Consider the following 15,164-nt stretch of genomic DNA (forward strand, 5'->3'; position numbering starts at 1 on the left):
GTCACATTCTATTCAGCCAGCTATAAGATTACTCTTTTATATTTATCAAAGAATAAAAAGGTAAGGAGAGTAATAGCTATGATAACCGTAGAGCATTTATCGAAAAGATATGGCGATGTTCTTGCAGTAGATGATTTGTCCTTTAAGATTGAGGACGGTCATATTTATGGTTTCCTGGGACCAAACGGTGCAGGAAAATCAACTACATTAAATATCATTACAGGCTGTCTTGCTGCCACAAGTGGCGAAATAAAAATCGATGGTCACGATATATATGAGGAGGAAAAAGAGGCAAAGAAGCTTATCGGCTATTTACCAGAGATACCACCACTTTATGTCGACCAGACTCCGAGAGAATACCTGAAGTTTGTGGCAGAGGCTAAAGGTGTCAAAAAAGCAGACATTGAAACAGAAATAGACAGGGTACTCGAAGAGACTCACATCACAGAGATGCAGAATCGTTTGATTAAACATCTTTCAAAGGGATACAGACAGAGAGTGGGAATCTCCCAGGCTCTGATTGGCAATCCATCTGTAATTATTCTAGACGAGCCAACTGTTGGCTTGGATCCAATGCAGATAATTGAAATCCGAAGTTTAATTGCAGAGCTGGGAAAAAAGCATACTGTAATTTTAAGCTCACACATACTTTCTGAAATTCAGGCTATATGTGAAAAGGTGCTCATTATTTATAAGGGCAGGTTGGTTGCTTTTGATGATATAGAAAGTCTTGGAAAAACTATGGCTTCTGGAAATGAGATAGATATTATATCTTCAGGAAATCCAGACCAGACTATTGAAGTGCTTGAAAAGCTTTCAAGTGTAGAAAGCTATAACCAAAATCAGTCTGCTGATGGTTTTAGCAGTTTTAGACTTACTGTTAAATCAGGAGATGTTTATGAAACATGTAAGGTTATATTCATGACCTTTGCAGCTAATAATATACCTCTTGTAAAACTCAATCCTATTCAGACTACACTTGAGGATATCTTCATTGAATTAACTTCATCTGAAAAAGAAGAAGGTATTAATGAGGAGATTGAATCTATAGAAGAGGCAGATGAAAACATCATGCCAGAACAGGAGGCAAGATAAATGGTTGCGGTACTTAAACACGAACTAGCACTTTATTACCATAGTCTTTCGGGCTATGTATTCGGAGCATTTCTGCTGGCATTTACAGGAATAGGAGCTTTGATTTACAACATAAATGCATCAGTAGCGAATTTCGAATATGTCCTTAGCTTTATACAGGTTGTATTTATAATTATTGTGCCTATTCTTACCATGAGAATAATCGCCGATGAGAAAAGACAGAGAACAGATCAGCTGCTCTATTCACTTCCAATCAGCACCAGTGATATTGTTGTAGGAAAGTTTATGGCGCTGCTTATAGTTTTTTTGATTCCAATGGTACTGATTTGTGTATACCCATTGATCTTTTCAGTTTATGGCGATGTATATTTACCAACAAGCTATGGTTCTATTTTTGCTTTTGTCTTTTTAGGATTAGCGCTAATAAGTATTGGAATGTTTATCTCTTCACTGACGGAGTCCCAGGGGATGGCTGCAGGTATATGTGTAGTCGTAATGCTTTTGAACTATTTCTGCGTTCAGATTGGTAATACGATTCCAAATGAAACTGTGCAGAAGATATTCAGACAGATTTCGTTATTTGAAAGATTTACCTTGTTTTACAATGGTGTTTTTGATTTGACAGCGATTGTTTATTACATAAGTGTTATCGCCTTTTTCTTATTCTTATGTGTGCAGTCACTTGAGAAGAGGAGGTATAAGGGATAATGAAAATTCAAAAACCAAATATTAAGTTTAAAAGGTTTATATATAAACAAAGAGATTATTTAAATACAAGGGCAGCCAGAATAGGTGGATACAGTTTTGTTATGTCGATCGTTGTTCTTGCTATCGTAATTGCGGTAAACATTTTTGTATCATCACTGCCTACAAAGTATACACAGTTTGATATTTCAGCAGTGAAGCTTTATTCACTTACATCATCCAGCAAAGCAGTTGTCAGCAATATAGAAGATGATGTGACTATCTATTGGATCTGTCAGTCAGGCCAGGAGAATGCTGTTATAGAGAAATTACTGGATGTATATGATTCACTTTCAGATAAGCTGACTGTAGTAAAGAAGGATCCAGATACATATCCTACCTTTGCGAAGGAATACACTGACGAGAAAGTGACTAACAACTCCCTGATTGTAGTGTCAGGTGACAAGAGCAGGTACATCAGTTTTGAATCAATGTATAAGACAGATGCCAGCTCATATTACACTACTGGCTCAGCTTCCCAGTCTTTTGACGGAGAAAGCCTTATTACAACAGCCATAGATTATGTGGTATCTGATGTGTTGCCACAGGCATATGTTCTCACAGGTCATGGTGAGGCAGATATGAGCAACACTATGAAGACAGTATTGGAAAAAGCAAATGTTGAGACAAAGGAGTTTTCTTTGCTGAATGAGGATAGTGTTCCTGAGGATGCAGCTATAATTCTCGTAAATTCTCCAGCGAAGGATTTATCGGATAAAGAATTATCCATTTTGGAATCCTACATGGATAATGGTGGACATATTATTGTGCTTTCCGGTACAGAAAATGAGAATGATCTTACCAACTTCAAAGGGCTCCTCACTTATGTAGGCGTGGCAATGACAGATGGAATAGTTATTGATACAAACAGGGATAACTATGCTTTTGAATACCCATATTTTCTTCTTCCTACATTAGGAGAATCTGATATTACAAATGCTCTTGTGGAGGATAACAGCAAGGTTATTATGCCTATTGCAGCAGGACTTACAATTGAGAATACCGCAGGGGCCTATGATGTGAAATCACTCTTAAGCAGTTCATCAGATTCATATTCTAAGGCAGCAGGTTATTCATTAAGCACATATGAGAAGGAAGATGGAGATATAAATGGACCATTCTCACTTGCAATATCTGCAGAGAATTCAAGTGAAGGTTCACTCGTATGGATTGCATCAGATTATTTACTTGATGACCAGTACAATTCATACTCATCAGGAGCCAACTCAGACTTCTTTATGAATGCCCTGTCATGGAAAATGGCAGATAACGAATCTCTTTCAATTAGATCAAAGTCACTTGACTATAACTATCTTACAATAAGTGCATCTGCAGCCACTATGATTAAGATAATCATGATTGGTGTGATTCCGCTTATTTACCTCTTATATGGTATTGACGAGGTATTTCGAAGAAGAAGATATAGTCTTGAGTAGGAGGACGTAATGAAACGAAGGAAGAAACTGATAGTTCTTAGCTGTATTTTGGCTTTAGCTATCGTTGGAATAATTACTGAGAAGGCAGTAGCACAGCATGTAGATAAAATAAATACAATTGATGAGTCAGTATTTAGTATTTCAGAGGATGAGGTTACTCAGGTTGCAGTTACAAAAGGGGGCAATACTGCTGTAATCGAAAAGGTGGATGACAGCTGGAAAAATACAGCTGATACAGATTTTCCTGTAAATCAGGATTACGTTGCCAAGATATTTGATGCATTTAAATCTGTAAATGCCAGCTTTATCATTGATGATGTAGAAGATTACAGTCAGTATGGTATCTCAAATCCTGAGGGTAAAATTACATTTACAACTACAGAGGGGACAAAGGAAATAGCATTTGGTTCATTTTCGACAATCGATGAAAAGAGATATATCTGTGTAGATGGTGGTAGTGTTTATTTAATAGATACAGATTTACTTGAGAAGCTTTCTGGAGATGTGGAAGACTATCTGGACAGAGATAAGGTTGAAGAATACTCTCAGCTTACAGCAATGAGAGTTACCGGCGCCAGCAAAGTCAATGTTGTTTATGATCCAGATGGAAAATATACCTATACTGATACATATGATTATTACAATGTAAGTGACAATGAGCATCAGCCTCTAGCTGATAGTAAGGTCCAGGGATATTTGAGTACATTATCACACCTGGACTTAAGCAAGTATGAAACATATAAGGCCACCGAAGATGATATGGCAAAGTATGGTCTTGATAATCCTACTCTTACTGTTACCCTTACTGGAGAAATAGCTGCAGATGATGACAGTGAAGACGCTGTTAAGTCTGTAAATCAGACTTTGTACTTCAGCCATAAGGATGGTAAGGATAAAGCATATCTTTGTTTCGACGGTTCTACTATCGTATATACCATAACAGCCGAGGAATATGAGGACATCCTCAAGGTAAATTATGAAGACCTGAGACCAGATGAGGTCGTTTCCATTGACTGGACAAAGGTTGCTCAGATTTCTGCCAAGATTGACGGAGAGACAAACATAGTGGAGGTTGAACATAGTGGTGATGGAAATAAATATTACATCGGAGAGGATAAAGTAGATTTTATTTCTGTTACAAGCAAGATTGATGGCCTGACTCTCACAGAGGCAGGAGAAGATTATAACAAGGGAACAGAGGAATTGGCATTTGCCATAACTTTAGACGATGATGATGCCACAGTGGTAAATGTTGTTATGTACCAGTATGATGGTGATTCATGTGTTGTTGCAGCAGACGGTAAGATTGTTGGCCTTTGTGACAGATCTTCGATGTCTAACCTTAGAGAGGAAATTACAAGTGCCATATTAAATAAGGGCAAGGACAAGTAGTCCTTACCCTGAGATTAACTTAAAAGTGACACAACACCTTCAGTACTACTATTAGCCTGGGCCAGGACAGCTTCTCCTGCCTGGGCTAAAATTTTAATACTTAACTATTTATTATTTCGGTAACAATAGGTATATTATTAGAGGAAAAAATTGTATTTTATATTTAAAAATTTATTGCTTTAAAGCACTAAAAGATGTACAATCTTTTCTAGGTTTTGATGAAGCATAGGATGGCTTCATCAAAATCTAGCTTAAAGCTAGATAAACTTTTTGAAAGATTTCAAAAAGTTTACATGTACAGAAATAAATAATCTTGATGATTATTTATTTCTTAGATTGTGCCGGTAGAGGTCTCCGGTGCACCTGAACTTATTTTTGGAAGGAGAGAATAACAAATGAATTTTAAGAGTAGTTATTTACAGGGCGTTTATGACGGACTTGAGTCAAGAAACGCAGAGCAGAAGGAATTCTTACAGGCAGTAGGAGAGGTTCTTGAGTCTTTAGAGCCAGTTGTTGCTGCTAATCCAAAGCTTGAGGAGCTTGGTGTTATCGAGCGTATCGTTGAGCCAGAGCGTATTATTCAGTTTAGAGTATCTTGGGTTGACGACAAGGGCAAGGTTCAGGTAAACCGTGGATACAGAGTACAGTTCAATTCAGCAATTGGACCTTACAAGGGAGGTCTTAGACTTCACCCTTCAGTAAATCTTTCAGTTATCAAGTTCTTAGGTTTCGAGCAGATCTTCAAGAACTCACTTACAACACTTCCTATCGGTGGTGGTAAAGGTGGTTCTGATTTCGATCCTAAGGGTAAGTCTGATATGGAAATCATGAGATTCTGCCAGGCATTCATGACAGAGCTTGCTAAGCACATCGGTGCTGATACAGACGTTCCAGCTGGTGATATCGGTGTAGGTGGACGTGAGATTGGTTATATGTATGGCCAGTACAAGAGACTTCGTAACGAGTTCACAGGTGTTCTTACAGGTAAGGGACTTTCTTACGGCGGATCACTTGCTCGTACAGAGGCTACAGGTTATGGTGTTTGCTACTTTACACAGGAGATGCTTAAGTCTGCTAAGAACACATCATTCGAAGGCAAGACAGTAGCTGTTTCAGGTGCTGGTAACGTAGCTATCTATGCTATCCAGAAGGCATATCAGCTTGGCGCTAAGCCAGTTACATGTTCTGATTCTACAGGTTGGATTTATGATCCAGAGGGAATCGATGTAGATCTTCTTAAGGAAGTTAAGGAAGTTAAGAGAGCTCGTCTTTCTGAGTACGCAGCAGCTAGACCATCAGCTGAGTACCATGAGAAGAAGAACGGTGAGCACGGTGTATGGCAGTACAAGGTAGATATCGCTCTTCCATGTGCTACACAGAACGAGCTTAACGAAGAAGATGCTAAGATGCTTATCGCTAACGGCGTCCTTGCTGTATCTGAGGGTGCTAACATGCCTTCTACTCCAGAGGCTGTTGCTGCATTCCAGAAGGCTGGCGTTCTCTTTGGACCAGCTAAGGCAGCAAACGCAGGTGGTGTTGCTACATCAGCCCTTGAGATGTCACAGAACTCTGAGAGACTTCACTGGTCATTTGAGGAAGTTGATTCTAAGCTTAAGGGTATCATGGAAGGTATCTTCCACGCATGTGATGACGCTTCTAAGAAGTATGGTATGGAAGGCAACTACGTTGCAGGTGCTAACATCGCCGGCTTCGAGAAGGTTGCAGATGCTATGATCGCTCAGGGTATCGCATATTAATCACATATTCTTGATATTATATCTCCAGAACTATAATGTTCTGGAGATTTTTTTTGTCTAAAAATGGCAAAATATACTTCATTTGGCAAGAAGTTCCCATATTTGGCAAGAAAAGCGTTATAAAAGGGCTTTTCAAATGAAAAAATCATGCTACAATAACATTGCTAATTTTGGGTTATAAAAGATAAGTGTTTCTTAAAATATTGAGGTAAAAGTAATGTCGAGAAAGAAAGTTGAAAGTTTATTGAAAGGTGTTGCTATCACAGGAGCCACAGTTGGAGGTGCTTCTGTACTTGGTGATGCAAATTTAGCATACGCTGCTGAATTAGGTGAAGAGCAGGCAGCTGCAAGTGCACAGGGTGTTATTACTATAGAAGTGACACAGCAGCAACAGCAACAGGTTATTGAGTCAACAGTTCAGAGTGTTCAGGAAGAAACAGCTCAGGAATCTGCTAACGAGCAGGCTAAGGAAGAAACTGAAAAGCAGACAGAAGAGATTGATTCTACAATTACAGCTGAAAGCCAGTCTGCTAGTGATTCAGCTGCAACAGAGTCATCTGAGCTTTCATCTCAGTCAGAGGTAGCCAGCGATTCTTTATCAGAAGAAGATTCAACAATTTCATCAACTTCAACATCGGCATTAGAGTCATTAACATCAGAGAATGAAAGTTTAGCAAGCACATCAGTGTCAGATTCGGAGAGACTTGCATCAGAAAGCACAAGTCTTTCTACAGCTATGTCTGAGGCTGAGGCTACATTTGATTCAGCTTCAACATCATTCTCAGAGGCAGGTCTTCAGGATGAGTATCTTGAGAATCTTATAAAGGAAATCGAGGAGGCTCAGGCTGAGCTTAAGGCAGCACAGGCTGATGCTCTTGCTCACGGCGAGAGACTTAACCATACTGGAGCTTCTAATAACTACTATGGTTATGGTGATAAGCTTGCAAACCTTCTTATTCAGTATTCTTTCTATCAGGAAGGTTATGTTGGAGAAATCCTTTACAGTGATTGGGATAGTTCTAATTACAACACTAACAGTGTAAAGGTTACTTATATTGATGCTGCAGGTGAGACAAAGTATGCATATTTTGATTATGTAACAGTTGATCAGAATGGTGATGCTTTAATTCCTGGAATGACAACAGGATGGGGACAGAATGATAACGCAAATATCGTTTCTGGAATCATGGTTGTTAAGAAGACAGCACAGTACACAGATGCTGCTGGAAATGTTCTTACATGGAAGTATGAGACAGAGTTTTCTGCAGATGGAACACCTCAGACTGTATGTAAGTACTATGTAAATGGCTACCAGCTTCAGGATGTCGTTAAGGTAAATTTAAATGATGACAATACATTTACACTTTCTTGGAATTCAGAAGAGTCTACAGGAAAAATTGTAAATTTAGGTTGTGGCGACGATTACTATACATGTGATGGTAATGTATATAAGAATTTAGGTTATTTCTCATCAAAGGATAACGACTGGAATAACACTTTTGTAGGTATTTATAGAAATTCTTTCAATGACAATGTTGGTGTAATTGTTAATAACTGGAATGGAACAGGTACTTACAGTGAATTAACAGATACACAGGGCAATGTTGTTAGCCTTGTTACAAAAGAAAAGGCAGTTAATAAAGTGAACAAGTGGTGTTGGCAGATGGAAAGATACACTGCCATCTCTATTGGAGGTAAGACTTATTATTATGAGTCTTCAAATATCACAAAGAACCCAGATGGTACATACCACCTTGTTGCTTATTTAGATGGAGTTGGAGAGACATATGAGGCACAGCACATCACATTAAAGGCTGCTACTGTTTCTACAACAACTACAGTAAATTACAAGCTTAATTTTGTAGCTAAGGAACATGAAGATAGTGATATCTACTTTAACTATAATGGTGAGGCCAGAGATGGTAATTTCGATGTAAAAGGTTACACATACTTTGGAGAAGATGCATTTAACAAGGGTAAGGATGATTATCATGAGGCTAGAAGTGAGGTTACATCATTATCTGAGTCTGTAAGTGCAATTGCATCACAGTCAGCTGCATGGTCAGAGTCTGTTAGTGCAAGCCAGGCTGTATCAGAGTCAGCATCAGCTCAGAGAAGTGAATCTATTTCAGAGAGCTTAAGAGTTTCAGAGAGTGCATCACAGTCTAGAAGTATGTCTCTTTCAGAGAGTGCTGCAGCATCAGAGTCTGCATCTTCTTCAAGATCAGAGTCTGCAAGCCTTTCTGCAAGTACATCAGCAAGTACAAGTGCATCTATGAGTGAAAGTGCATCTGCAGCTGCAAGTGAGTCAGCTAGCACATCAATGAGTCAGAGTATCTCAGAGTCTGCATCTACAAGTGCATCAGAATCTGCATCAACTAGTGCAAGTGAGTCAGTAAGTACTTCAGCATCTGAATCAGCAAGTACAAGTGCAAGCAACTCAGCTTCTGAAAGTGCATCAACATCAGCAAGCACATCAGCTTCAGAGTCAGCAAGCACTTCAATGAGCAATAGTGCATCAGAATCAGCATCAACAAGTGCAAGTGAGTCAGCAAGTACTTCAGCATCTGAATCAGCAAGTACAAGTGCAAGCAACTCAGCTTCTGAGAGTGCATCAACATCAGCAAGCCAGAGTGCTTCAACAAGTACATCAGCTTCAGAGTCAGCTAGTACTTCGATGAGCAATAGTGCATCAGAGTCTGGATCTATTAGTGCAAGTGAGTCAGCTAGTACAAGCGCATCAGAATCTGCATCAACAAGTGCAAGTGAGTCAGCAAGTACTTCAGCTTCTGAATCAGCTAGCACAAGTGCAAGCATCTCAGCTTCTGAGAGTGCATCAACATCAGCAAGCCAGAGTGCTTCAACAAGTACATCAGCTTCAGAGTCAGCTAGTACTTCGATGAGCAATAGTGCATCAGAGTCTGGATCTATTAGTGCAAGTGAGTCAGCTAGTACAAGCGCATCAGAATCTGCATCAACTTCAGCAAGCCAGAGTGCTTCAGCAAGTACATCAGCTTCAGAGTCTGCTAGTACTTCGATGAGCAATAGTATGTCAGAGTCTGCATCTACAAGTGCATCAGAGTCTGCATCTACAAGTGCATCAGAGTCTGCATCAACTAGCGCAAGTGAATCAGCAAGTACTTCGGCTTCTGAATCTGCAAGCACATCAGCTTCAGAAAGTGCATCAACATCAGTAAGTGAGAGTGCATCTGCAAGCACATCAGCATCTGAAAGTGCATCAACATCAGCAAGCCAGAGTGCTTCGGCAAGTACATCAGCATCAGAGTCAGCTAGCACTTCAATGAGCAATAGTGCATCTGAGTCTGCAAGTACTTCAATGAGCCAGAGTATGTCAGAGTCAGCATCAACAAGTGCATCAGAATCAGCATCAACTAGCGCAAGTGAGTCAGCAAGTATTTCTGCATCTGAATCAGCTAGCACAAGTGCAAGCATCTCAGCATCTGAAAGTGCATCAACATCAGCAAGCCAGAGTGCGTCAGCAAGTGCATCAGCTTCAGAGTCAGCTAGTACTTCAATGAGCAATAGTGCATCAGAGTCTGCATCAACAAGTGCATCAGAATCTGCATCAACAAGTGCAAGTGAGTCAGCAAGTACTTCTGCATCTGAATCAGCAAGTACAAGTGCAAGCACATCAGCATCTGAGAGTGCATCAACCTCAGCAAGCCAAAGTGCATCTGCAAGTGCATCAGCTTCAGAGTCCGCTAGCACTTCAATGAGCAATAGCATGTCAGAGTCTGCATCAACTAGCACATCAGAGTCTGCATCTACAAGTGCATCAGAATCTGCATCAACAAGTGCAAGTGAATCAGCAAGTACTTCAGCATCAGAATCTGCATCAACAAGTGCAAGTGAGTCAGCAAGTACAAGTGCAAGCATCTCAGCATCTGAAAGTGCATCAACATCAGCAAGTGAGAGTGCGTCTGCAAGTACATCAGCATCAGAGAGTGCATCAACATCAGCAAGCCAGAGTGCTTCTGCTTCAGCAAGCATGTCTGAGAGCATGAGTGCATCTGCCTCAATGAGTACTTCAGCATCTGAGTCAGCTAGCATGTCAGAGTCTGTAAGTGCAAGTACTTCAGCAAGCATGTCTGAGAGCATGAGTACATCCGCATCATTAAGTGCTTCAGAGTCTGCTAGTGTTTCTGAGTCAATTAGCGCTTCAGAATCAGCAAGTATTTCTGAAAGAATTAGTGAATTAGAGAGTGTATCTCTTTCATATAGTATGAGTCAGTCTGCTTCATTAAGCATTTCTGAGAGTACTTCAGTAAGTGCTTCAGAGTCTGCTTCAGTAAGTGAGAGCATCTCAACATCAGAGTCTGTATCAGAAAGCATCAGCACTCTGGAGAGCCTTTCAACTTCTGTAAGCCTTAGTGAGTCAGTATCAATTAGTGAGAGCACAAGTGTAAGCATTTCAGAGAGCATCTCAACAAGTGAGAGCATCTCTGTATCAGAATCAGTTTCAACAAGTGAGAGTATCTCAACTTCTGAATCTGCTTCTGTAAGACTTAGCGAGCTTGAGAGCGCATCAGCTTCTCAGAGATTAAGTGAGCTTGAAAGTACATCAGCTAGCCTTAGCGCTTCTGAATCTGCTTCTGCATCAGTAAGTATGTCAGCATCACTTAGCATGTCAGAGTCAGCAAGCACATCAGCATCAGAGAGTGCCTCAACAAGTGCAAGTGAGTCAGCAAGCACATCAGCTTCAGAGTCTGCATCAACAAGTGCATCAACATCTGCTAGTGAGAGTGCATCAGCAAGTACATCAGCTTCTGAATCAGCTTCTGCAGCAGCATCTACTGCTAACCAGGGAAGCAATAATGGAAATGGTTCAGGAAATGGATCTGGTTCTTCATCATCTGCAACAGAGACAGCTCATGTTGCACCTGAGACTACAGCTACTAACAACTTTAATGAACTTGCAGATGCTAAGGTAACTGTAAAGACTACTAAGTTCAACGAGGTAGATGTGGCTCTTGAGAATCAGGAAGTTAGCCTTGCAGTAGTTCTCGATGACGAGGCTTCAAAGGTTGATGATGTAGTAGAGATTCTTGAGGAGGAGACACCTCTTGGAATGTCAAAGGCAGGCGTAGGCGGAAGAGTTTGGTGGTACTGGATTCTTATTCTTATCAGTGCTATTTCTGGAAAGATTGCAAAGGATAAGAGAAAGAGTAAGGTAAACGAAATTTCTGAGTAAACAGGCTGCAGTGAATAAAAAATTCACAAAAGTTTGTAGATTGTAAAAAATAATTTTTCTATAATAAGAGAGTAGTGGGGTGTTATTGCTACTCTCTTTACTTTTTTCTGAAATGAGAGGAGATACTTATGAACAGAAAAGTAAAATCTGCATTGGAGGCACTTGCAATTCTTTCAATCACTTTGATTATTGCCATGTCCAGTCCTTTCAATCCTTGGATCGAAGGATATTTCACAACAATTCAGTCTGAAATATTAGACATAGCATATTCTGTGCGACAGGGATTTCTGGCCTATGTAGAGCTTGATGGACACTATGGTCCTGTGTTGTACGAGTTTTATGGACTGGGATATCTTCCAACAGATACTCATATTGTTCATTTCATAATGGAGAGTGTAGTAATCTTCTTTACAGTTTTATTTAATTTCAAAACTGCAAAGTTATACACCTCTGATGTTTTTGCCTTGATAAGCACATTTTTCCTTACGGTATTTGAAATGGGTTCCCTTACCCATGCCGGAGCAGAAGAGTTCATGTTCTTCCTGTTCTCGTTGACAGCTTATCATGTTGCAAGACAGCTAAAGTATGGATTTCTTTCATACCATACATATCTTCTTACAATTGATTTTGGATTGGTATTTTTCCTTCAGCCAGTCTATTCACTTATATGGATTGTTTTGATTATTTTCTTTGCTGTAAAATTCAAAGCAGAGAAACTACCATCAGATGCATATAAAGCTTTCGTTATTTCGGTAATTGAAGGTCTTGTTACAGTAATTATTCCGATGGGACTATATCTTTGGTACTTCAAAAATGCCAAAGCATTCTGGCAGCAGGTTGTAGTATATAACTTCAGCAATATGGGTACATTGGGCGAAGGTCTGAAAATTGTATGCGGCACCCCTTGGATTATCCTGCTTGTAGTACTAATCGTTGTGATTATTATCAAATATAATAAAAAAGAAAACGTTACGGATTTATGTTGTTGGCTTGGATTCATGTTTGTATCCTATATTGTTATAGCGTTACAGGGAGAGAATCCAGATACAATAGTGCAGTTGTCAAAGGCTCTTTATATTGTTCCTTTAGCCAGTGCTTGTTCCCTTTTTGACAAGTTTCTTGGTTTGACAGTGGAAGAGCGTAAATTTTAATTAATCAAATGGAAGAAAGCCATGGATAGAATTAGAATACTGCAAATTGGACAGAATAGCTGGGAAAACAGATTTCAGCTACCAGCCCGGGTAAAACTTATACATTCCGAAGACAAGGTTGAGCTCAAAAAGGAAATTTATGAGCTTGTTGTTTTGGAGCGTAATATTACCGAGGAGGAGTTCAAAGCAGTAGATAAGATGTCCATGGCTTATTGTTTTTTTGTGGTGGATTCCTTTGTATTGTCGCCATTAACAAAACAGCTTTTTGAACGAAAAATGGGCAAAATCATTCCTGAGGAAAAGATTCAGCATTTCCTTGATAATGAGATAAAAAAGTATTTCCCAAAACCATATGGTGAGAAATTTAGACCGGAGGCACTTGGTATTGCCCAGGGATTTAAAGGAAACATAAAGTGGTATGGTCAGTACAGTGTCACCGTAGAAGGAGATTTTGGTCAGGAGTACACCCAAATAGCATTCTGGAGAGGAAATATTCCTATCGAAGAAGGTCAGGCTATAGATTTTTGGCTGGAATATAAAAAGGAGCCAGGGGTTGAGATAATGCTTGTAATAAAGCAGTTTGTCTCAGGTAGTCTGGCGGATATTTGTGACAGCTGGGAATTCAACGAGGAGGACCTTAATAATCCAGTTTTAATCGAAGGCAGAAATGGCGCTGGAACAATCTTTTGCGAGCTGAAAGCAAAAGGAAGCGGCAGACTGGACATTATAGGATTACACGACCGTATTTCCAGATGGAATATGGGAACGTTCATGGTAGGCGGAGAAAGATATGTGACCTCGGATAGAGAGGAGATTTTCGCCTATTTTGATCCAGGTGATATGAAACCACCAATGGCAGTATATTTCTCTGGTTATAAGACCATGGAGGGCTTTGAAGGGTATTACATGATGAAGAAAATGGGATGCCCTTTCCTGCTTATTGCTGAGCAGCGCTTCCAGGGTGGCGGTTTTTATATGGGAAATACTGAATATGAAAAGCTGATGATTTCGGTGATTGAAGGATATCTGAATCGGCTGGGATTTTATTCTGATCAGTTAATCCTGTCAGGAATTTCAATGGGAACTATAGGTTCCATGTATTATGGCTGTGACTTGAGACCACATGCCCTGATACTTGGCAAGCCACTGGCAAGCCTTGGAAATATTGCAGAGAATGAGAGATTAAAGAGACCGGGAGGATTTCCTACCTCTCTTGATTTGCTGCGCTTTCATGGCGGTGGAATGAACCGTGATGCAATAGAAAATTTAAATGACAGATTTTGGAATAAAGTAAGAAATAGTGACTTTGGTCACACTAAGTTTATAGTTTCTTATATGTATGAAGACGATTATGATGATACGGCTTACGACAAGCTGTTATCAGAATTGCATTCATCAGGAGTGCAGGTCTATGGTAAGGGGCTGCATGGACGCCATAACGACAATTCCGCAGGAATCGGCGCCTGGTTTAAGAGCCAGTACGAGCGAGTCCTGCGGGAAGATTTTGAACGTATATAATTCTAAAATGCTCTACATACCGGAAGCTTTGATGACAGGGCAGAGCGCACATGATTGTGAGCTATCTCTGTGTCACTTACGTTGAAATACTGATATGAGTAGGTATGTAAAGTTTCATTGATGGTATCATCTCCAGTAACATCTACGTTATAGAAATTTCCACCAATCTTTACGATGTTCCAGGCGTGTTCTTCGCCATTTGCAATGCCAGTAACATAATAACAGGTGATGCCAAGTTTCTGGCAGGCAACCTGGAAAGCTCTTGAATAGCCAGCACATACACTGCTTCCTTCAACCAAAGCAGAGTAGGCACTTTGATGGCTGCAATTAATGTTGTCATAGGTAGACAGGTCACAAATCATGTCATGAACGATTCGCTCCCTCTCTAAATCAGTAGGATAAGCAGCCGCCTGCTCAACTATATTGTTGACGGCGGAATTAAAAGCTAAAGTGGCAGATGCCAGATTAGACTTAGGAATGCAATAATTAAGTTTTATCTGTATAACTAAACCTTTGGAATTGTAGCCATACTTATAGGATGTGTTAACCCAGAATAGCTCAGGATGATCATTATATACGGCATTCATTGTGACGTATAAATCATCATGAGTCAGTGGAGTTACCAAACGGAATATACCCTCGTTAAAGGACAGAATGTTTTCATAGACCTGGGTATACACCTGCCTCTGGCTAGAATTAAGAACAGTATTGTAGATATACATATCATTAACGGCATAAGCCTCAAAATCGCAATTCACAAAAAGCATTATAAGAATCGAAATGATGCATATACCGGATATCCCTTTTCCGAAGTGCTTTCTTACTAATCTTACCATATAATACACCTCAAAAGTTAAAG

At 39.8% G+C, this 15,164-nt stretch carries 9 protein-coding genes; 8 read left to right on the forward strand and 1 reads right to left on the reverse strand.

What is annotated here, in order from left to right:
* The first annotated feature begins 78 nt into the window (after window positions 1–78).
* The 8 genes from G592_RS15580 to asp2 all read left to right on the forward strand — a co-directional run bounded on the left by G592_RS15580 (window position 79) and on the right by asp2 (window position 14,305).
* A complete protein-coding gene (locus G592_RS15580; protein WP_036951686.1) occupies window positions 79–1,095 on the forward strand; it encodes an ABC transporter ATP-binding protein in 1,017 nt (338 codons plus the stop codon).
* The gene (locus G592_RS0103800) at window positions 1,096–1,803 is read left to right on the forward strand and encodes an ABC transporter permease (protein WP_028246636.1); all 708 of its coding nucleotides are present in this window, start codon (window positions 1,096–1,098) and stop codon (window positions 1,801–1,803) included.
* On the forward strand, window positions 1,803–3,275 hold the full coding sequence (locus G592_RS0103805; protein ID WP_051194744.1) for a Gldg family protein: 1,473 nt from the start codon (window positions 1,803–1,805) through the stop codon (window positions 3,273–3,275). The genes G592_RS0103800 and G592_RS0103805 overlap by 1 nt, the downstream gene beginning before the upstream one ends.
* A gap of 9 nt (window positions 3,276–3,284) precedes the next feature.
* On the forward strand, window positions 3,285–4,667 hold the full coding sequence (locus G592_RS0103810) for a DUF4340 domain-containing protein (protein WP_028246638.1): 1,383 nt from the start codon (window positions 3,285–3,287) through the stop codon (window positions 4,665–4,667).
* Between the two features lie 395 nt (window positions 4,668–5,062).
* Window positions 5,063–6,424 (forward strand): NADP-specific glutamate dehydrogenase, encoded by a 1,362-nt coding sequence (gene gdhA / locus G592_RS0103815; RefSeq protein ID WP_028246639.1) that lies wholly within the window; start codon window positions 5,063–5,065, stop codon window positions 6,422–6,424.
* Window positions 6,425–6,641: 217 nt separating this feature from the next.
* Window positions 6,642–11,636, forward strand: a complete 4,995-nt coding sequence (locus G592_RS17915; RefSeq protein WP_051194745.1) for a hypothetical protein — start codon at window positions 6,642–6,644, stop codon at window positions 11,634–11,636.
* Between the two features lie 128 nt (window positions 11,637–11,764).
* Window positions 11,765–12,787: a hypothetical protein gene (locus G592_RS0103825; RefSeq protein ID WP_028246640.1), complete on the forward strand. Its 1,023-nt coding sequence runs from the start codon at window positions 11,765–11,767 to the stop codon at window positions 12,785–12,787.
* 21 nt (window positions 12,788–12,808) lie between these two features.
* Window positions 12,809–14,305 carry an accessory Sec system protein Asp2 gene (gene asp2, locus G592_RS0103830; RefSeq protein ID WP_028246641.1) on the forward strand — a complete coding sequence of 499 codons (1,497 nt, stop codon included), beginning with the start codon at window positions 12,809–12,811 and terminating at the stop codon, window positions 14,303–14,305.
* A 2-nt stretch (window positions 14,306–14,307) separates the two neighbouring features.
* Here asp2 and G592_RS0103835 read toward each other — a convergent pair whose 3' ends face one another.
* The gene (locus tag G592_RS0103835; protein ID WP_028246642.1) at window positions 14,308–15,141 is read right to left on the reverse strand and encodes a transglutaminase domain-containing protein; all 834 of its coding nucleotides are present in this window, start codon (window positions 15,139–15,141) and stop codon (window positions 14,308–14,310) included.
* Window positions 15,142–15,164 lie beyond the last annotated feature (23 nt).

The sequence above is a fragment of the Pseudobutyrivibrio ruminis CF1b genome, from assembly GCF_000424005.1.
Lineage (GTDB): Bacteria > Bacillota > Clostridia > Lachnospirales > Lachnospiraceae > Pseudobutyrivibrio > Pseudobutyrivibrio ruminis_C.

Bases quoted from the DNA above. Each gene is read 5' to 3' on its own strand.
- G592_RS15580 (WP_036951686.1), top strand. From the start codon at position 79: ATGATAACCGTAGAGCATTTATCGAAAAGATATGGCGATGTTCTTGCA.
- G592_RS0103800 (WP_028246636.1), top strand. From the start codon at position 1,096: ATGGTTGCGGTACTTAAACACGAACTAGCACTTTATTACCATAGTCTT.
- G592_RS0103805 (WP_051194744.1), top strand. From the start codon at position 1,803: ATGAAAATTCAAAAACCAAATATTAAGTTTAAAAGGTTTATATATAAA.
- G592_RS0103810 (WP_028246638.1), top strand. From the start codon at position 3,285: ATGAAACGAAGGAAGAAACTGATAGTTCTTAGCTGTATTTTGGCTTTA.
- gdhA (WP_028246639.1), top strand. From the start codon at position 5,063: ATGAATTTTAAGAGTAGTTATTTACAGGGCGTTTATGACGGACTTGAG.
- G592_RS17915 (WP_051194745.1), top strand. From the start codon at position 6,642: ATGTCGAGAAAGAAAGTTGAAAGTTTATTGAAAGGTGTTGCTATCACA.
- G592_RS0103825 (WP_028246640.1), top strand. From the start codon at position 11,765: ATGAACAGAAAAGTAAAATCTGCATTGGAGGCACTTGCAATTCTTTCA.
- asp2 (WP_028246641.1), top strand. From the start codon at position 12,809: ATGGATAGAATTAGAATACTGCAAATTGGACAGAATAGCTGGGAAAAC.
- G592_RS0103835 (WP_028246642.1), bottom strand. From the start codon at position 15,141: ATGGTAAGATTAGTAAGAAAGCACTTCGGAAAAGGGATATCCGGTATA.